Source organism: Marinithermus hydrothermalis DSM 14884, from assembly GCF_000195335.1.
Classification (GTDB): Bacteria; Deinococcota; Deinococci; order Deinococcales; family Marinithermaceae; genus Marinithermus; species Marinithermus hydrothermalis.
Map to the genome: position 1 here is coordinate 143,729 of NC_015387.1, position 16,318 is coordinate 160,046.

The 16,318-nt window shown below is 71.6% G+C and carries 18 protein-coding genes; 8 read left to right on the forward strand and 10 right to left on the reverse strand.

Annotated features, from left to right (window positions below):
- The first annotated feature begins 2 nt into the window (after positions 1 to 2).
- Complete coding sequence (locus tag MARKY_RS00755; RefSeq protein ID WP_013702961.1) at positions 3 to 794, forward strand: hypothetical protein; 792 nt, start codon at positions 3 to 5, stop codon at positions 792 to 794.
- Positions 791 to 1,576, forward strand: a complete 786-nt coding sequence (locus tag MARKY_RS00760; protein WP_013702962.1) for a hypothetical protein — start codon at positions 791 to 793, stop codon at positions 1,574 to 1,576. Before MARKY_RS00755 ends, MARKY_RS00760 begins: the two co-directional genes overlap by 4 nt.
- On the opposite strand, the gene MARKY_RS00765 is transcribed toward MARKY_RS00760, so the two are convergent.
- The 9 genes from MARKY_RS00765 to MARKY_RS00800 are packed head-to-tail and all read right to left on the reverse strand — an operon-like array spanning position 1,573 to position 10,678.
- Positions 1,573 to 4,518, reverse strand: coding sequence for a carboxypeptidase-like regulatory domain-containing protein (locus tag MARKY_RS00765; RefSeq protein WP_013702963.1), 2,946 nt, complete (start codon positions 4,516 to 4,518; stop codon positions 1,573 to 1,575). The genes MARKY_RS00760 and MARKY_RS00765 overlap by 4 nt on opposite strands.
- Positions 4,515 to 4,979, reverse strand: a complete 465-nt coding sequence (locus tag MARKY_RS11850; protein ID WP_013702964.1) for a hypothetical protein — start codon at positions 4,977 to 4,979, stop codon at positions 4,515 to 4,517. The genes MARKY_RS00765 and MARKY_RS11850 overlap by 4 nt, the downstream gene beginning before the upstream one ends.
- Positions 4,976 to 6,175 carry a type II secretion system F family protein gene (locus MARKY_RS00770; RefSeq protein ID WP_013702965.1) on the reverse strand — a complete coding sequence of 400 codons (1,200 nt, stop codon included), beginning with the start codon at positions 6,173 to 6,175 and terminating at the stop codon, positions 4,976 to 4,978. Before MARKY_RS00770 ends, MARKY_RS11850 begins: the two co-directional genes overlap by 4 nt.
- A gap of 2 nt (positions 6,176 to 6,177) precedes the next feature.
- Positions 6,178 to 7,833, reverse strand: a complete 1,656-nt coding sequence (locus tag MARKY_RS00775) for a GspE/PulE family protein (protein ID WP_013702966.1) — start codon at positions 7,831 to 7,833, stop codon at positions 6,178 to 6,180.
- The gene (locus MARKY_RS00780; protein WP_013702967.1) at positions 7,830 to 9,017 is read right to left on the reverse strand and encodes a type IV pilus biogenesis protein PilM; all 1,188 of its coding nucleotides are present in this window, start codon (positions 9,015 to 9,017) and stop codon (positions 7,830 to 7,832) included. The genes MARKY_RS00775 and MARKY_RS00780 overlap by 4 nt, the downstream gene beginning before the upstream one ends.
- A gap of 4 nt (positions 9,018 to 9,021) precedes the next feature.
- Positions 9,022 to 9,477 carry a PulJ/GspJ family protein gene (locus MARKY_RS00785; protein ID WP_013702968.1) on the reverse strand — a complete coding sequence of 152 codons (456 nt, stop codon included), beginning with the start codon at positions 9,475 to 9,477 and terminating at the stop codon, positions 9,022 to 9,024.
- Positions 9,474 to 9,830 carry a type II secretion system protein gene (locus MARKY_RS00790; RefSeq protein WP_013702969.1) on the reverse strand — a complete coding sequence of 119 codons (357 nt, stop codon included), beginning with the start codon at positions 9,828 to 9,830 and terminating at the stop codon, positions 9,474 to 9,476. The genes MARKY_RS00785 and MARKY_RS00790 overlap by 4 nt, the downstream gene beginning before the upstream one ends.
- Entirely contained in the window at positions 9,827 to 10,255 is a 429-nt protein-coding gene (locus MARKY_RS00795) for a hypothetical protein (RefSeq protein WP_148230384.1), read from the reverse strand. Before MARKY_RS00795 ends, MARKY_RS00790 begins: the two co-directional genes overlap by 4 nt.
- 42 nt (positions 10,256 to 10,297) lie before the next feature.
- The gene (locus tag MARKY_RS00800; RefSeq protein WP_013702971.1) at positions 10,298 to 10,678 is read right to left on the reverse strand and encodes a type II secretion system protein; all 381 of its coding nucleotides are present in this window, start codon (positions 10,676 to 10,678) and stop codon (positions 10,298 to 10,300) included.
- A gap of 164 nt (positions 10,679 to 10,842) precedes the next feature.
- Here MARKY_RS00800 and MARKY_RS00805 point away from each other — a divergent pair, with 164 nt between their 5' ends.
- Positions 10,843 to 12,003 carry a VanW family protein gene (locus MARKY_RS00805; RefSeq protein WP_013702972.1) on the forward strand — a complete coding sequence of 387 codons (1,161 nt, stop codon included), beginning with the start codon at positions 10,843 to 10,845 and terminating at the stop codon, positions 12,001 to 12,003.
- Here MARKY_RS00805 and MARKY_RS00810 read toward each other — a convergent pair.
- Positions 12,000 to 13,232, reverse strand: a complete 1,233-nt coding sequence (locus MARKY_RS00810) for a 2,3-bisphosphoglycerate-independent phosphoglycerate mutase (RefSeq protein WP_013702973.1) — start codon at positions 13,230 to 13,232, stop codon at positions 12,000 to 12,002. The two genes, MARKY_RS00805 and MARKY_RS00810, sit on opposite strands and share 4 nt — an antisense overlap.
- 250 nt (positions 13,233 to 13,482) lie before the next feature.
- Here MARKY_RS00810 and MARKY_RS00815 point away from each other — a divergent pair, with 250 nt between their 5' ends.
- Genes MARKY_RS00815 through MARKY_RS00835 form a run of 5 tightly spaced genes read left to right on the forward strand, consistent with a single transcriptional unit; the run spans position 13,483 to position 16,254 of the window.
- Positions 13,483 to 13,899: an Hsp20/alpha crystallin family protein gene (locus MARKY_RS00815; RefSeq protein WP_013702974.1), complete on the forward strand. Its 417-nt coding sequence runs from the start codon at positions 13,483 to 13,485 to the stop codon at positions 13,897 to 13,899.
- Positions 13,900 to 13,927: 28 nt separating this feature from the next.
- Positions 13,928 to 14,341, forward strand: coding sequence for an Hsp20/alpha crystallin family protein (locus MARKY_RS00820; protein ID WP_013702975.1), 414 nt, complete (start codon positions 13,928 to 13,930; stop codon positions 14,339 to 14,341).
- Positions 14,342 to 14,362: 21 nt separating this feature from the next.
- Positions 14,363 to 14,839 (forward strand): cation:proton antiporter regulatory subunit, encoded by a 477-nt coding sequence (locus tag MARKY_RS00825; RefSeq protein WP_013702976.1) that lies wholly within the window; start codon positions 14,363 to 14,365, stop codon positions 14,837 to 14,839.
- A gap of 9 nt (positions 14,840 to 14,848) precedes the next feature.
- Positions 14,849 to 15,985, forward strand: a complete 1,137-nt coding sequence (locus MARKY_RS00830; RefSeq protein WP_013702977.1) for a cation:proton antiporter — start codon at positions 14,849 to 14,851, stop codon at positions 15,983 to 15,985.
- A complete protein-coding gene (locus MARKY_RS00835) occupies positions 15,982 to 16,254 on the forward strand; it encodes a hypothetical protein (RefSeq protein ID WP_013702978.1) in 273 nt (90 codons plus the stop codon). The genes MARKY_RS00830 and MARKY_RS00835 overlap by 4 nt, the downstream gene beginning before the upstream one ends.
- Positions 16,255 to 16,318 lie beyond the last annotated feature (64 nt).

A 16,318-nucleotide genomic window follows, 5' to 3' on the forward strand; every position in this document is an offset into this window, starting at 1 on the left:
CTATGTTCGCTGGGTTGGCGCGGCTCCCCCGAGGCCTGATCGGGGGGGCCGTCCTCCTGTGGAGCTGGGCGGCGGCGCAGGCCGGGATCGGCGTGGCCCCGCCCCGCTTCGAGTTCACCGCGACGCCCGGCCAGACGCTTCCCGCCACCGTCACGGTCTTCGCGGCGGAAAGCCCGACGCTCAGGATCGTGCCCTCGGTCACTGACTGGCTCTTGGACCCCGCGGGCACCCTCCTCGTGCTGCCCCCGAACAGCCACGCCTACAGCGCGGCCCCCTGGATCCACCTCGAGGCCAGCCCCTTCGAACTGACCGCGGACGCCCCGCGGGACATCCGGTTCAACCTCACCGTCCCTGAAGGAGCGAGGGGAACCTACTGGGCGGCGCTGGCCTTCACCACCGAGCCGCAACCCGGGGTGCAGCAAGGGGTCGAGGTCCTCATCCAAACGCAGATCCTGGCGATCGTCTACGTCACCGTTGCAGGCACGGAACGCCCCGGCGCGGAGATCGCCTCGACCTTCGTGGAGACCGACGCCGCCGGCCGCCGCTACGCCGTGGCCGACGTGATCAACACCGGGAACGTGTACCTGCGCCTCCAGGGGAGGCTCACCCTGAAGAACACCCAAGGCGCGACGGTCCGGACCCTCGAGCTCGGGGAGCGGGTGCTTTTGCGGGACGGGGTGGTGCGCTACCGCGTGCCGCTACCGGAAGACCTGCCCGAGGACACGCTGCTCGCCGCCTTTGAGATCGCCGGGGTAGGCCCGGAGACGCTCTACGGTGAGGTGATGCTGCGATGAGGTGGGGGTGGCTGCTCCTCGCCTTATGGTGGGCCAGCCCGGCCGGAGCACAGACGCTCTATTACTACGAGTACCCCTTGCGTGTCGCTCCGGCCGCGCTCGAGTACCGCCCTACGGAGCAGCTCTTGTTCTGCAGCGCGATCACCCAACCCCCCGGCCCCCTGCCCTCGGGCGGCGTGACCCTCAAGAACCTCCCGGCAGCTTTCGCGGCCGGATGCCCGTTGGACGCACCGCCCGTGGTGGTGTGGGGGGAGGACCCGGCGAGCGGGCAGGTCGCGTACGCCCTCGAGGTGAGCGGTCGGTTCTGGGGGATGGAAGGGCCGGGCCAGCGCACGACCCCGGACGACCTGATCGCCCTTCTCGAGCAGGCGTACGCGCTGCGCGTGCTGGGGGAGGGGGGCGGAGCAGCCCCCCGGCTCGAGATCGCCCCCCAGCTGCGCACTCCTCCCTACGCGCCGGGTGCGGCGGACGCCTGGACGGCCCTAGAGCCGGTGCAGCTCGTGGGATTCGCCACGCCGGAGCAGCGCGCGTACCGCCGGTACCGGCCGAGGGACGGGATCTGCCAACTGATCAGCGGGGGGCGGTACCGGCGCTGCTGGAGCGTAACCTTCGTCTGGCACCTTCCAGTACGGCTCGTGCTGACGGGGGGAGAGGCGGGCCGGTTCACGCTGCGCCTTGGAGTGGACACGATCGAGCAGCGCGCCCGCGCCGCGACGCTCAGCGCGCGCGGCGGGCGGCTGGAGGCCCCGCGCCTCGAGCCCGTCCCGTTTCCCCTGCCCTAGGGCGTGCGCTCGCGCACGATGAGCGTGCGCTCCAGCACGACCTCGCTCCCATCCGGTCGCACGCCCACCGCTCGTAGCGTCAGCCGCCCTTCCGCATCCTGTGGCACCTCCACCCGCCCCGCCCAGTCCGCGCCGTTACCCTCGAGGGGTGTGGCCCGCCCCGCGATCGCGAGGCGCGTTTCGGTCATGGGCGCGTACCAGTGCACGCGGACCGGGATCGCCTGGCCGGGGGCGGCGAGCGGTGGGGCGCGCAGCACGCCCCAAGGCGCCTGGGGGTTCACGCCGAGGAAGAACGGCAGCCGGGCGACCTCCCGACCCTCGAGCTCCGCGACGACGAGTAGGGGCAGGGTGGGCGGAGCGTTCTTGGGAAGGTAGACGCGGCCCGTCCACACCTCCCCGGAGTGGAGCAAAACCCCGAGCGTACGTTCGCCCAAACGCACCCGCACGCGCGTGGGCTGGCCCTCGACCCGCACGGTGATCCGCGGGGCCGCGCCGGGCGGCAGGGTGGTGGCCTCCGGCGTTACCGAGAGCAGTTGGACGGGCCGGGGCGTGAAGGTTCGACGGGGGGGTGGCTGCACGGTAAGCGTCGTTTCCGCCGTAGCTCCCGCGGTGAGGCGTACCGTGGCCCTGCCCTCCAGGACCGACCATCCCGCGGGGAGTTGCGCTTCGAGGAGCTCGAGCGTGTAACGGCCGGGGGCGAGCCCCTCGACGTGGAAGCGCCCCTGGGGGTCCGTGCGGAGCGTGACCGCGCGGCCCGTATCGTCTTGAAGGCGCAGGAGGAATGGCGTACCCTCGATGGGCTCGGGCACCCCCTCGCGTAGGGCCACCACCCGGCCCTGCAGCGCGGCGCGCTGGGCGACCTCGAGCCGCACCCGCTGGGTTTCCTTGAGGCGCACCTCCACGACGCGTTCCGCCGTGACGGGGACGAGGCCCGCGGGCAGGCGCGCCACCTCGAGGCGCACCGGGTACTGCCCCGGCGGGAGCGCTACGCGAAACGCTCCGGTCGCGTCGGTACGGACGCGCTGGGGCCCGATCTGCACCCAGAGTCCCTCGAGGGGAGGCGCGTCCGGCCCGACCGCCACGACCCGGCCTTCGAGGAACCCCACCGCCCGGCCGCCGAGCGCCGCGCTGAGGGGTTCGGGCACCGGGAGCGCGAAGGGGAGCGTCCCCTCGAGCGCGACGCGGGTCGTGTCCTGCACCCAGTCGCGCGCGGCTTCCAGGGAGAGCAACGCGTTCCCTACGGGCGCGTGGAGGCTAAGGCCCGTGGATAACCCCGGCGCCAGGGGAGCCCAGCGCACCGTTCCGGAAGCGCCTACTCCCCCACCCCCCCACCGCACCCCGGCGGAAAGGACGGGTTGGAAGGGCGCAAGGCCCAGCTCGAGCCCCGCGGTGTACCGGGTGAGGGCCTGGGGTTGCTCGAGGTGCAGTTGCGTGGAGAGGTCCGTGCCGAAACGCCCCGCGCGGTGCGTGGCCGCGGCCTCCACCCGCACCTCCTGTAGCGGGGGAAGGAGCGGGATGCGGGCGGCGGCCTGCAATCGGCTGCCCTCGGCTCCGGTCTCGAGGCCCAGCGTGACGGGAACGGGCGCTTCCAGGCCCAGGCGGTCCAGGGTGGTGGCGGCGGCGAGGCGCCAGTCCTCGAGGCGCGGCAGGCCCTTCGGGGGACTTTCGAGCTCGAAGGCCGCGCTGAGGCTAGCGCTGCTGAAGCGGATGGTGTGCGGGGTGAGGTCGAGGCTGAACCCGATCCGGAGGGGGGCTTGGGCCTCACCCACCACGCGCAGCTGGGCGCTCCAGGGGAGGGGGGCGTTGCGCGCGGCGTAGTGCGTCTCGAACCGAGCGCGCAAGGGTTCGGGCCGGAGGGTGAAGGCGTACTCGAGGCTGCGGTTGGGATCGGGGCGCTCGAACCCCAGGAAGGAAAACTCGGCCCACTCCTCGAGGCTCACGCGGAAGGCGTACTGCCGTCCGGGGGGCGTCCAGCGGAAGGCGCCCTCGGCGCGAAAGGGAGCGGGTTGCAGGGCGAGGTCCGCCTGGAAGGGACCCGTCCCGGCACCCCCCGCGAGTTCGATGGCCTCCCCCGCCTTAAGGCGCAGCCGCCAGGTCTTCCCCTCCAGGCGCGCCTCGGCCGAGGGAGGCTGGCCTAGGGCGTAGGTGGTGCGCGCGTTGAGGGCCACGAAGTCCGATACCTGGCCGCTTAGCCCGAAGGCCAGCGTGGGGGGGGTGGGGGGGGCGTAACGCGTTTGCGCCGCGCCCAGCAGACGAAAGGGCTCCTGGGGCGCGGCCTGGGTTCCGGCGGGCGCAACGCGCACCACCCCTTGAACGACCGTCTCCGGGGCGCGTTCGGAACGCACCTGAACCCGGAAGGTCCCGAACCCCTCCACCCGCAGCTCCAGGGTGCGGGCGGCCCCGGCCTCGAGGGCGACCGTCTGGCGGGCGACGAGCCGCCCCCGGGCGTCCGCCAGGCTCACGTGGAACCGGTCCGGGCCGTTCCCTTGGTTCTCCACCCGCACGGGCACCGCGCCGTACCGGGTGAGGGGCCGGACCTCCTCGGGCCACTCGGCCTCCAGCCCCGGCCGGAACCCCACCGTGCTCACCACCCGCGCCTGCGCGCCGCCCAGCCGGAGGGTGAGCTGGTGCCGGGTGCCTTCCCGCGCGTTCGGGGGAACGCGCAGCGTGACGGCGAGGAACGCAGGGCGGTCCGGCTCGAGCGCCAGGGGCTCGAGCCGGGACAAGAGGGGCCAGCTGGGGGACTGGGTCAGCTCGGGCGCGACGCGACCCGGCGCGGGGCTTTCCAGTTGGAAGACGTGCGTGACGGTCTGGCCGGGCAGGACGGTGCGCGGGGTGGGGGATCGGACCGCTAGGTGCACCGCTGCGGGCTGCGCGAGGGCCAGGCCCAGCCCCCCCAGAACCCATCCCCAGACCCAAGCCAGGATCCGGCCGCGCTTCACGGTTCTTCCTCCTCTAAAGGCGCGTCCTCGAGGCGCACGCCGAGCTCTAGCTCGAGGGTGAGGCGGTCGCCGCGGGGGGTGAGGGGGGTGAGGGTGTAGCGCTCCACCCAGACGGGGTAGTCCAGGGTGGGCAGGGCTTCCAAGAACCGCACGACCTCCGGGTAGGTGCCCTCGAGCGTGAGGTGGAGCTGGGGCGGGCTGGGGGTGAAGGCGTTCAGCGTGGCGCCGCTCGCCTCGAGGGTTTGGAGGATCACGTGGTACAGCTCGTTGAGCCGCGCGGGGGGCAGGGGGCGGGCGCGCTGGGCGGGGGGCAGTAGCGCGGCGCTGAGGGCGTCGCGGCGCGCCTCGAGGGCCTGCGCTTCCGCGACGAGCCTCTGGTAGCGGGCCCAGCTCGTTTGGATCCACACCCCTCCGAGGGTGAGGACGACGAGCGGGATGAGCCAGGCGAGTCGTGCGTTCATCGTTGCGTGATCAGACTCGACAGATCGAAAAGCGGCAGGTACAAGGCCAGGGCGACGAGGAGGATGCCCACGCCGAGGAGTACGGTGAGGATCGGTTCGATGCTCGCGGAGAGGCGCTTGACGGCGTAGTCCACCTCCCGCTCGAGGTGGCGCGCGGCCTGGTCCAGCATCGCGTCCAGGCCGCCGGACGCCTCGCCGACCGCGCTCATGCGGGTGAAAACCGGTAGGAAGACCTCCGGGTGGCGCGCCAATGCGGCGGAGAAGGACTCTCCCCGGACGACGCTTTGCAGCACCTCGTCGACGGCGTGCGCGATGAAGGCGTTCCCGGCCAGGTCGCGGGTGGCCTCGAGGGCCTGCGTGATGGGCAGGCCGCTGGCGTAGAGGGTGGCGAAGGTGCGGCCGAAACGGCCCAGCCCCGCCTTGTGCAGAATGGGGCCCAGCACGGGCAGGCGCAACGCCAGGCGGTCCAGGCGGTACGCCCCGGCGGGGGTGCGGTAGTAGGCGCGCAGGGCGTACCCGGCGAGGAGCAGGCCCAGGCCGATCAGCCAGCCGTACGTTTGCGCGAACGCGGAGGCGGCGAGCAGGGCTTGGGTGGGCCAGGGCAAGGCGGCGCCGGCGCTGCTGTAGAGCCGGGCGAAGACCGGGATGACGACGAGGAGCAGCACCGCGAGGGCGACCCCGACCACCGCGAGGACGAACCCCGGGTACATCAACGCGGTGCGGATCTTCTGGTTGAGTTCCTCCGCTCGCTCCAGGTACTCCGCGAGCCGCGCGAGGGTCACCTCGAGGGCGCCGCCCGCCTCCCCCGCGGCGATGAGGTGCCGCATGAGGGGCGGGAAGACCTCCGGGTGGTGCGCCATCGCGTCGGCGAGGGACTCGCCCGCCTCGATGCGCTCCCGAACCTCGCGCGTGGCCTGCCGGAGGGCCGGACTGGGGCTTTCCTGCGCGAGCGTGACGAGCGCCTGGGTCAGGGGCACCCCGGCCGCGACGAGGGTAGCGAACTGGCTGGTGTACAGCGCGAGCGCGCCGAGCGCGGGCCGGCGCACGAAGCGCCGGAAGGGTTCACGCCGGAGGCGCAGCGGGTAGAGCCCCATCTCCCTAAGGCGCAACCGCGCCTCGCGGGGACTGCCTGCCTCGAGCGTCCCCTGATAGAGTTGCGTTCCGCTGGCGTCCGTCGCTTGATAACTGAACCGCATCCTTACCCCTCAAGCATACCGATAACCCGCATCAGTTCGCTCACCGTAGTCTGCCCTTCCCGGACCTGCCGTACGCCCGCGTCGCGCAAGGAGCGGTGCCCGGACTCCTGGAGGCGCGCGCGCAGGACGGCTTCGTCCGCCCCCTGGCCGATCGCACGGAGCAGCTCGGCGTCCGGCGCGAAGATCTCGAACAACCCGATCCGGCCCTTATACCCCAGGCCGCGGCAGTACGTGCACCCCGCGCCTTTTCTTTGCGCCTCGGGTGCGGCCTCTCCCAGGAACGCGGCCTCCTCCGGGCTTAACGGGCGCCACTCCCCGCACTGCGGGCACACCCGGCGCACCAGGCGCTGCGCGACGGCCCCGATCAGGGTGGAGGCCACCAGGTACCGCTCCGCCCCCATCTCGAACAACCGGCTGACCGTGGAGACCGCGTCGTTGGTGTGCAGCGTGGCCAGGACCAGGTGTCCGGTCAACGCCGCGCGCAGCGCGGTTTCGAGGGTTTCCGCGTCGCGCACCTCGCCCACGAGGATCACGTCCGGGTCCTGGCGCAGGATGGCCCGCAGGATCTCCGCGAACCCCAGGCCGAGCCGAGGCTGTACGGGGATCTGGTTGATCCCCTCCAGCGGGAACTCCACCGGGTCCTCGATCGTGACGAAGTTCCGGGCTGGGGTGTAGATGTGCTCGAGCGCGGCGTACAGCGTGGTGGTCTTGCCGCTCCCGGTCGGGCCGGTCACGAAGAGGATCCCGTACGGACGGCGCAGCAAGGTCTCGAAGCGCGCCAGATCCTCAGGGAACATGCCGAGCTCGGCCAGCCCGATGCGCACCCGGGTGGGGTAGATGATGCGCGCGACGAGCTTCTCCCCCCACAGGGTGCCCATGGTGGAGAGCCGCACCTCGTGCCGCCGCCCCTCGAAGACGAAGGTGAAGTGCCCGTCCTGCGGCCGCCGCCGCTCCGCGATGTTCAACTGGGCCAGGACCTTAAACCGCGCGATCAAGGGCGGCTCCTGCTCTTTAGGGACCCGCCGGACCTCGGTGAGCACGCCGTCGATGCGCAGGCGCACCGCGAGGTAATGCTCGCGCGGCTCGAGGTGCAGGTCGGAGGCTCCCGCGGCGATCGCTTCGTGCAGTAGCGCGTCCGCGAGTTGCACGGCCGGCGCGGCGCCCACGGCCGGGTCGGGCGGGGCGGCCTCGAGGGCTGGGGGTGGCTCGGGCGCCTCGGCGGGCGGCTCGGTGCGGCGGTGTTGGTCCAGCACCTCGAGGATTTCCGAGTCCGGCGCGAGCTTGGGCACGATCTCCTTGCCGGTGATGTACCGCAGCTCGTCGATCAGGGCGAGGTCGGAAGGGTGGGCCATCGCGACGTAGAGGCGGTTGCCTTCCAGGCGGTACGGCAGCACCCGGTGCGCCCGCGCGAAGCGGGGGTCGACGAGGGCCAGGGCCTTCGGGTCGATCTCGAGCTGCTTGGGGCGCACCAGCTCCGCGTGCTGCTGGTCGGCCAGGACCTGGGCGAGCTCCTCCTCCTTGATCAGGCCCTTGCGTAAAAGGACCTGGCCCAACCGGTCCCCCGTGCGGCGCTGTTCGGCGAGGGCCTCCTCGAGCTGCTCGGGGGTGATGCGCCCCAAGGCGACCAGCAACTCGCCGAGTTTAGGGTTGAGCGTCAAGGTTCACCTCCCACGCGAACACCTCCGCGTCCCGCTCGATGCTGGCCAGCTCCCCGTGAAGCCGGGCCGTGAGGGTGACGGGCGCGTACGGGTCCAGCGCCTTGCCCACGAGGCGCACGCGCGCGGGGTCCGCCTCGAGGCGCTCGAGCCAGAGGGTGGGGGGCATGGGCCTGGACGACCTGGCGCAGGGTGTGCACCCCGACCCCTTGCGGGAGCGGGTCGGGCTGGGCGAGAAGGGCGGCCTCGAGGGCGGCGACCTCCTGACGGAGCTGCCGGTTCATCTCGGCTTGCGCGTGGATGCGGTGCGTGAGGTACCCTTGGCCGAGGCCGGTGAACGCCAGAAGGACCGCGGAGGTGAGGAGCGCGCGCTGCACGCTTTTCGGGAGGCCTTCCCCGGGGCGCGCGCGGCGGTAGCGCAGGTCGAGGTGAGGGGGGGTGGTGCGCCAAGCGGCCTCCGCGAGCGCTGGGGTGGGGCCTTCCTGGAGGACCTCGTGGGCGGGCAGGTCGGGCGGGACGGGGAGGGGGGCGGGGAGGTCGAAGAGGTACGCGGCGTCTACAGGGGTGGTGCGGCCGAACAGGTGCAGCGAACGTTGGACCTCCTGGGTGAGTTCCGGGGTGGCGTCCCGCGCGGGTAGGTTCAGGAAACGGAACCCGATGAGCCGCCCGGCCTCGAAGAGCGCCAGGGTGTTGCTCGCGCCCTCCAGGACGAGGAAGCTCTCACGGTCATCCAGCTCGGCTTTGGCCCGGCGCCAGATCAGGAGGGGAAGGGGTTCGATGCGCCGGGGGCGTAGCCGCCGGGTGAGGAGCCGAGCGGCCTCGAGCGGCCAGGCGGCGAACAACACCTGGATGCGCCCGGGGCCCTCGGGGTAGAGGGGGTCGTAGTCCGTGAATAACTCGTGCGCGCCCCAGACGGGGTTGCGCTCGGCCTCGGCCAGCACCGCTTCCGCCAGGGAAAAGCCCTCGAGGGCGGGGAAACGCGCCATGCGGAGCAGCACGAACTCCGGGGAGAGCCCCAGGTACAGCGCACTTGAGCCTCCCGCGGCCTTGCGGGCCTCGTGCAGGTGCCACGCTAACCGGTCGTAGCGCGGCGTGCCCGTTTCGTCCAGCAGGTCCTCCGCCGCGTAGAAACGGGTTGGTTCGCCAAGCGCGTAGATGCCGCGGGAGGTCGCGAGAAGCTCCGGCATGGTTCTAGGGGTATAGTACCCGCCGCGTGGCCTCGATGGGCGGGAGGGTAAGGCCTTCGGCCGGCGTTCGGGTGAGCACGAACCGCACGCTCCGGCCCTGCGCGCTAAACCGCCCCGCGTACCCCTCGAGGAGGGTGAGGGGCGTGCCGGAGCGGCACCCTCCCCGGGGGTCACGGTAGACGCGCCCCCCCTCCAGATAGTAACAGACCCGCCCGGCGGCCCCCTCCAAACGCAGGCGTTGCCCGCCGTTTTCGACGCGCGCGGCGCGCGCGCGGCGCACGTCCTCCCCGAGATGGCGGCGTAGGTCCGCGTAGTCGGTTTGGGCCTCCAGAAGGACCTGCCCGAGCTGCCAGGCGCGCGCGCCTTGCGTGACGAGGAGGGCCGCGCCCAGGGCGAGCACGCCCGTGAGGGCGAGGGCGACGGCCATCTCGGGGAGGGTAAGGCCCAAGCTACGCTTCATGGCAGGCGCAAGACAACCGCAGCGGCGAGGCGGCCCTCCGGGTCCCGGAACTCGACGCGGTACGCGGTGAGGCGCGGTCCGGGCGCGGCGCGCAGGGTGCAGGTGTAACCCTCGAGCCCTGGGGCCTCGTTGGGGTCAAAGCGGGGGCAGGGCTGCCCGTCCCGAATGGTGTGGGGATGGGCGCGGAGCCACTCGGCGTTGTTCTCCAGCACCGCGGCGAGCATCCCGGCGCGGCGGGCGGTGAGGCTTGCGGCCTGTACGGTGGAGAGAGCGTGCACGACGAGCACGCTGGCCACGCCGAGCACCACGAGGGTCACGGCCACCTCGACCAGGGTGAAGCCCCGGCGGTTCATGGGTTCTCCTTCCACCCGAGGATGCGCCCCCGGCCGTCGAAGCGGACCTCGAGGGTCACCTCGACCTCGGCGCCGTAATTGAGGGGCCCGCCCGCGGTTCGTCCGCGGGCGCAGTACACCCCGGGCCGGACGCGGCCGGCGGTGAGGGTGCCGAGGACCTCCCCCTGGACCGTGACGGTCTCGGGGGGCGGCCAGGCGGGGGGCGGGCAGCTGGGCAGCCGCACGCCCGCGAACCGGCCGAAGCGCGCCTCGTAGATCCCGCTTTCGGCCAGGTACCGGGCTTGCACCGCGGCGAGCGCTGCCGCTCCCGCTCGCGTGGTCCGACTGAGGAGCAGGTTGAGGGGCGGGACCACTGCGAACAGGAGGAGGAGCAGTAGAAGCGCGAGCAGCAGCGTGGAGCCTTGAGCGATTCGCACGACGGTCAAAAGGCCCGCGGGCCGGGAGGGCCGGCCCGCGGGAGCACGGGGTTACTGGAACTTGACGTGGTACGCCGAGCTCTTCTTCGTGTAGGTCTTGGCGTTGGGGTTGAAGACGTACACGTCCGAAGCCGGGTTCCCGTCGCAGTCCACCTTGAGGTTGGCGTCCTTGGTGCCCGTGGCCTTGTCGCCCTTCACCGTCAGCTCGCCCACGCTCGAGAGCAGCTCGTTACAGGTGGGCTTTTCGCCCTTGTTCTCCGCCAGGTAGATCGCGTACGCGGACTTGATGGCGCTGGCCGTAGCCTCGACCTGCGCGTCGATCGCGCTGCCCGTGGTGCTCAAGAAGCGCGGCACGGCCACCGCCGCCAACACCCCGATGATCACGATCACGATCGCGAGTTCGACCAGCGTGAAACCCGTGGTTTTCTTCATGATGCCTCCTTTCGCGTCTGCAGGGCGTTCATCTCTATCCGGGAATCAATATAGGTAACCTCGCGTTCTTGCAACACCCCCAGATGGGGGAAAGGCAGGGTGGGTAAGCTGCAAGACCCTGTACGTAATGCGGGGCGCGCTAGCATGAAAACAAGGGGGGGCTTATGAGGATGCTGCAACGGGCGGGGGTGGCGGGCGCGCTGCTGAGCGGCCTCGCTATAGCCCAGATCAACGCCGTCTTCGTCACCCACGAGCGGGTGCTCGAGGACGGCCAGGTCCGGGTGTACACGGGCGCGCGCGCCTTCACGGTGCACAGCGCGGCGGACCTCGAGCCGCTCGTGGCGCGGCTTGCGCGCGAGGCGCGGCCGGCGCGGTTCGTGTACGACGCGGCGCGCGGCTGGATCGCGGTGGAGAAGTTGGGGTATGGGTTCGACCTGGACGAGGTGCGCGCCGCGTACCGCGAGGCCCTCGAGGCAGGCCGGACGCAGTTCGTGCTGCCGGTGCGAGTTGTGGAGCCGGAGGTGAGCGTGGCGGACCTGGCGCGCTGGGGGGTGCGCGAGTTGCTGGCCGAGGGGCGCACGAGCTTCCGGGGTTCCTCGGCAGGCCGGGTGCACAACATCCGGTTGGGAGCTCAGAAGATCGACGGTACCCTCATCCCGCCGGGAACGGTGTTTTCCTTTAACGCGGCGGTAGGGCCGATCACGCGGGAGGCGGGGTTCGGTGACAGCCTCGTGATCGTGGGGGACCGGACCGAGCTCGGGGTGGGCGGCGGGATCTGCCAGGTCTCGACGACCGTGTACCGCGCGGCGTTTTTCGCCGGGCTGCCGATCGTGGAGCGCCGCGCCCACAGCTACCAGCTGGCCTACTACCATCCGGTGGGCCTGGACGCGGCGGTGTACCAACCGTGGCTGGACCTGAAGTTCCGGAACGACACCCCCGGGTACATCCTGGTGCAGGCGCACGTGCAAGGCCAGGAGCTCGTGGTGCGCTTCTTCGGGACCCGGGACCGCACCGTGGACTGGGAGGGGCCGTTCATCTCGGACCGGCACCCTCCGCCCGAGCCCCGGTACGTACTGGACTCGAGCCTGCCGCCGGGCGCGGTGAAGCAGGTGGACTGGGCGGCGGAGGGCGCGACGGTGCGGGTGGAGCGCACCGTGCGGTACGCGGACGGCCGGGTGGTGCGGGAGGTGTTCACCAGCCGATACCGGCCCTGGGGGGCCGTGTACCTCGTCGGGCCCGAACCGAAGCCCGAGCCCGAACCCCAGGCGGTGGGGGCAGCCGGTCAGGCCGCTCTGCCCTTACCCCCCATGCTGAGCCCGCCTTAAGCCCCGTACTTTTGCAGCTTCCCCGCGTGGGCCAGAAGGAGCGGCATCAGCTCCACGCCGCGCAGGTGCCCGAGCGAGCCTTTTCGGGCCTCGTCCTCGGTGAAGCGCGTCGCGGTGTCGTTCCGCAGGTACGGGCCGTATAGCAGGAGGGGCACGGGGTGCCAGGAGTGCGCCTTGAGGACGGCGGGGGTGGAGTGGTCCCCGGTGATTGCGAGCACGTCGGGTTTAAGGGCGAGCAGCTCCGGCAGCAGGGCGTCGAACGCCTCGATCCGCGCGACCTTGGCCGCGAAGTCCCCGTCCTCTCCGGTGGAGTCCGTCTTCTTAAAGTGCAGGTAGAAGAAGTCGAAGGCCTCCCAGTGAGCCTTGAGGGCCTCGAGCTTCTCCTCGGGGGCGTCGCCCTCGCCCCGCACCTCGAGGGGCTGCATGCCGACGAGGGCGGCCACGCCGCGGTACATGGGGTAGCTGGCGATCGCGGCGGGCGTGAGCTTGTACACCTCCTGCATCTGGGGGAAGGCGGGGCGTTTGGAGGCCCCGCGGAGGAGCACCCCGTTGATCTGGGGTTCGTCCTTGAGGGCTTCCTCCGCGAGCTGGGTGAAGCGGTTCAGCACCCGCGCGGTTTTGGCGCTCGCGGCGTCCTCGGGGGATTCCGGGAGGGCCTCGAGGGGCGGGACGCCGGTGCGCTGCGGGTCGGTGTCCTGCACGCGGTCGCCGAGGTTTTCGCCGCTAAGTACCAGCACAAAACGGTGCTCGCTCTCGGTGTAGAGGCGGATCTGAACCCCGTCGATCTCAGAGATACGGGCCTGGAGCTTTTGGAGGACGCGGCGGTTTTCCTCGGTGGAGGGACGGCCCGCGCGGCGGTCCTGGACGGTGCGGTCGGGGGCGAGGGTGGCGAAGTTGCCGCGCACCGCGACGTCCCCCGGGCCGAACTCGGCCCCGATCCCGATGGCGGAGAGCGCGCCGCGCCCCACCTGGTAGGTGAAGGGGTCGTACCCAAAAAGCGCGAGGTGCCCCGGCCCCGACCCGGGGGCGAGGCCGGGGTGGACCGGGGTGAGGAGGCCTAGGGCGGAGCGCTGCGCGAGCGCGTCCAGGTTCGGGGTGCGGGCCGCGGCCAGCTCGGTGGGGCCGCCGGGCGTTTGGGGCAGGCCGCCCACCCCGTCGAGGACCACGAGGAGGATCTTCGAGGGCGTCTTCCGGCTGAGCTCCGCGATGTGCGGTAGGAGATCCAGCATGGCTTTATTGTAGCCCGGCCTTTCCGTGAGGCGCCGGGAGAACTCGCCAGCAGCGCGTTGGGCGGATCGGCCGTGTGGCCCTCCCGAGGGTGTGCGGGGCAGGTGCCGCGCGCGCCGTTGGTGGGAGCGCTTGCGGGACGGCGGAGTCCGAGGGGTGGGCGCAATCTAGTTGACAATATCATTATCAAATGTTATGATCTGAATTGGTGAAGATTGTGGGACACGCGCCCTTTCGAGGAAAGGAGGCAGTATGATGCGCTGGGACCCCTTCAAGGAGATCGAAGAGCTACAGGAACGGCTAGGTCGCATGTTCACCCCGCGCCCCGGGGAACGCGAGACCTTCGCGCCCCTCGTGGACGTGACCGAGGACGAGGCGGGCCTCCACCTCGCGGTCTACCTGCCGGGGGTGGAGCCGGACCGGGTCGACGTGATCGCCGAACAGGAGACCCTCACGGTCCGCGGCTCGAGGCCCCTGGAGCAAAAGGAAGGCGTCGCGTACCACCGGGTGGAAGGCCCCTACGGCAACTTCGTGCGGAGCTTCTCCATCCCCTCCGTGTACGACCTCTCCCGGGTCCAAGCCCGCTTCAAGCACGGGGTCCTCTACCTGGACGTACCCCGCGCCGAAGCCACCAAACCGCGCAAGGTCCAGATCCAGGTGGAAGGCTAACCCCGCCCGCCGGGGAAAGGAGGCGCGCATGCTCGAGCGCTTCTGGCCCTTCAAAAAGGGCCGGTTCCGCCGCGCGATCGAGGGCGTGCTCGAGCGGGTCTGGAGTGAGGGCCTCGAGTCCCTAGAGCCCAAGGCCGAGCTCCTGGAGGAGGAAGGCCGCTACCGGCTGCGCCTCGAGGTGCCCGGCCTCGGCAAGAACGACCTCAAGGTCTACCTCGAGGGGGATTACCTGGTGGTGGAGGGGGAACGCAAGGAGGAGCGCCGTACCCGGCGGTACTCCGAGATCCACTACGGCCGGATCTACCGGGCCTTCCCCCTCCCCCCGGACGCCCGGCGCGAAGGGCTTAAGGCCCGGCTGCGTCGCGGGGTGCTCGAGGTGAGCATCCCCCGCGAGGCCCTGCCCCGGCACGAGGTCGAACTGGAGGAGATCGACCTCGAGTAAGGGCGAGTGGGAGGAACGGCGATGCGCATCGAGGAAAGCGTGCTGCCCGGCGTGGGGCGCAAGTACACGATCCACACCCGCTCCAACGACCGTCTGGTCGTCGTCGTGCACCACTCCGGGCGGCGGGAGGTGTACTTCTACCCGGACGCGCAGGAGGACCCCACCGCGACCCTGGAGCTCAGCGACGAAGAGGCCCGCGAGGTCGGCGCGATCCTCTCCGGGGTCCTCTTCCACCCTGAGGCGGTCGGGGAGGTCAAGACCCACCTCGCCCGCCAGACGATCGAATGGATCGAGATCCCGGCCGGCGCGCCCTGTGTGGGACGCCCCCTCAGCGCCTGCCAGCCCCAGGTCTCCGGCGCGCACGTGCTCGCGGTGCTGCGGGAAGGGGAGGCCCTGTTGCCCAACCCCCCGCCCGACACCCGCCTCGAGCCGGGCGACACCCTGGTCGTGGCCGGGCCACGCGAAGCGGTCGACGCCTTCAAACGCAGCTTGCAGTAGGAACCATCCATGAGCGAATCGGTACTGGACTTCACCCTGGCTGCCGCCTTGCTCGCGCTGGGAGCGGCCCTCGTGCACCGCTTCCGCTTCCCCCCGCTCCCCGCGTACCTCCTCGTGGGCCTCGCGATCGGCGCGCGGCTCGACGTGGAGGCCCTCGAGCCCCTGCCCAGCCTGGGCCTGCTCCTCCTCCTCTTCTCGGTCGGGCTCGAGTTCGGCCTGGACCGGCTCGGCACCCTGGCCCGCTGGGGCACGCGCGCGGGCGGGTGGGACGCGCTCGCCCTGGTCGCCGGGAGTTTCCTCGGGTTGATCCTGGGACTGGACCTGTACGCCGCGGTGCTCCTCGGCGGCGTGCTCTACGCCTCCTCGAGCGCGGTGATCGCCAAGCTCATCATCGACCTGCGCCGCGCCGCGAGCCCGGAGAGCGAGGTGGCCCTCACCGTCCTGGTCTTCGAGGACCTGGTGATTGCCCTGGTCCTCGCCCTTTTCGGCGGGCACGGGGACCCCGCCGCCCTGGTCTGGGGGGTGGCGCTCGCGGCCGGGTACCTGGCCTTCACCCGCTGGGGTGCAGGGCGGCTCGTGCCCTGGGTGGAGCGCTTCTCCGACGAGCTCGTCCTTCTCCTCGGCGCGGCCTTCGTGACCGGCACCGCCACCCTCTTCCACGCGGTGGGAGCTTCCGGGGAGGTGGGCGCCTTCCTCGCAGGAGTAGTGGCCGCGGGGCTGGGGCTTCGCGAGCGGTTCGAGCACCTCTTTGCCCCCGTGCGGGACCTCGCGGTGGCCTTCTTCTTCCTCACGGTGGGCGCCCAAGCCCTCGGCCTCCTCGCGGGCCTCACCCTCCAGGCGGTCCTGCTCGTGGCGCTCGGAGTGCTCCTCAAGCTGGGGCTGGACTACCGCGCGGGCCGCGCCGCCGGGCTGGACGCCCGCCACAGCGCCCTCGCCGCGGCCTACCTCGTGCCGCGCGGGGAGTTCAACCTGATCCTGGGCGCCCTGGCCCTCCAGGCGGGGCAAACGCTCGTGGCGCAGGTCGCGGTCCTCTCCGTCCTGGTCACGGTGCCCTTGGGCGCCCTCCTCATCCGGTACGCCCCGGAGTGGACGCGGCGCCGGGCTACATCCACGCGAACGCCTAGCGTGAAAGGAGGTGAAGCATGATCCGTGCCATACCTCAACCCCAAACGCGGCGAACACCCTTCGCTACGCGTCGTCGCGGCACGCAGGTGCTCCCCCGACGCCAGGCTTACGCGCCGGCCCAACCCCAGGACCCGCGCCTGACCTACCTCACCCGCGTGTACACCGTGGACCGCGGGGTTGCACGGGAGCTCCTCGCCAGCCTCGAGGCCGCCGGTCAGGCCCAGCGCCTCTACCCGGAGGTCCTCGCCCGCGAGGCCTACGCCCCCCTCACCCCCTCCGGGGTGGGGTAACGCCCCCGCGCTGCGGCTCGAGTGCGCTATCCTCTGAAACAAATCCCCTGGGTTTGGAGGTGCC

Coding starts and splice junctions, on each gene's coding strand:
- MARKY_RS00830 (WP_013702977.1), top strand. CDS start 14,849: ATGAGCGAATCGGTACTGGACTTCACCCTGGCTGCCGCCTTGCTCGCG.
- MARKY_RS00760 (WP_013702962.1), top strand. CDS start 791: ATGAGGTGGGGGTGGCTGCTCCTCGCCTTATGGTGGGCCAGCCCGGCC.
- MARKY_RS00770 (WP_013702965.1), bottom strand. CDS start 6,175: ATGCGGTTCAGTTATCAAGCGACGGACGCCAGCGGAACGCAACTCTAT.
- MARKY_RS00755 (WP_013702961.1), top strand. CDS start 3: ATGTTCGCTGGGTTGGCGCGGCTCCCCCGAGGCCTGATCGGGGGGGCC.
- MARKY_RS00815 (WP_013702974.1), top strand. CDS start 13,483: ATGATGCGCTGGGACCCCTTCAAGGAGATCGAAGAGCTACAGGAACGG.
- MARKY_RS00810 (WP_013702973.1), bottom strand. CDS start 13,232: ATGCTGGATCTCCTACCGCACATCGCGGAGCTCAGCCGGAAGACGCCC.
- MARKY_RS00790 (WP_013702969.1), bottom strand. CDS start 9,830: ATGAACCGCCGGGGCTTCACCCTGGTCGAGGTGGCCGTGACCCTCGTG.
- MARKY_RS11850 (WP_013702964.1), bottom strand. CDS start 4,979: ATGAACGCACGACTCGCCTGGCTCATCCCGCTCGTCGTCCTCACCCTC.
- MARKY_RS00800 (WP_013702971.1), bottom strand. CDS start 10,678: ATGAAGAAAACCACGGGTTTCACGCTGGTCGAACTCGCGATCGTGATC.
- MARKY_RS00805 (WP_013702972.1), top strand. CDS start 10,843: ATGAGGATGCTGCAACGGGCGGGGGTGGCGGGCGCGCTGCTGAGCGGC.
- MARKY_RS00780 (WP_013702967.1), bottom strand. CDS start 9,017: ATGCCGGAGCTTCTCGCGACCTCCCGCGGCATCTACGCGCTTGGCGAA.
- MARKY_RS00835 (WP_013702978.1), top strand. CDS start 15,982: ATGATCCGTGCCATACCTCAACCCCAAACGCGGCGAACACCCTTCGCT.
- MARKY_RS00820 (WP_013702975.1), top strand. CDS start 13,928: ATGCTCGAGCGCTTCTGGCCCTTCAAAAAGGGCCGGTTCCGCCGCGCG.
- MARKY_RS00825 (WP_013702976.1), top strand. CDS start 14,363: ATGCGCATCGAGGAAAGCGTGCTGCCCGGCGTGGGGCGCAAGTACACG.
- MARKY_RS00785 (WP_013702968.1), bottom strand. CDS start 9,477: ATGAAGCGTAGCTTGGGCCTTACCCTCCCCGAGATGGCCGTCGCCCTC.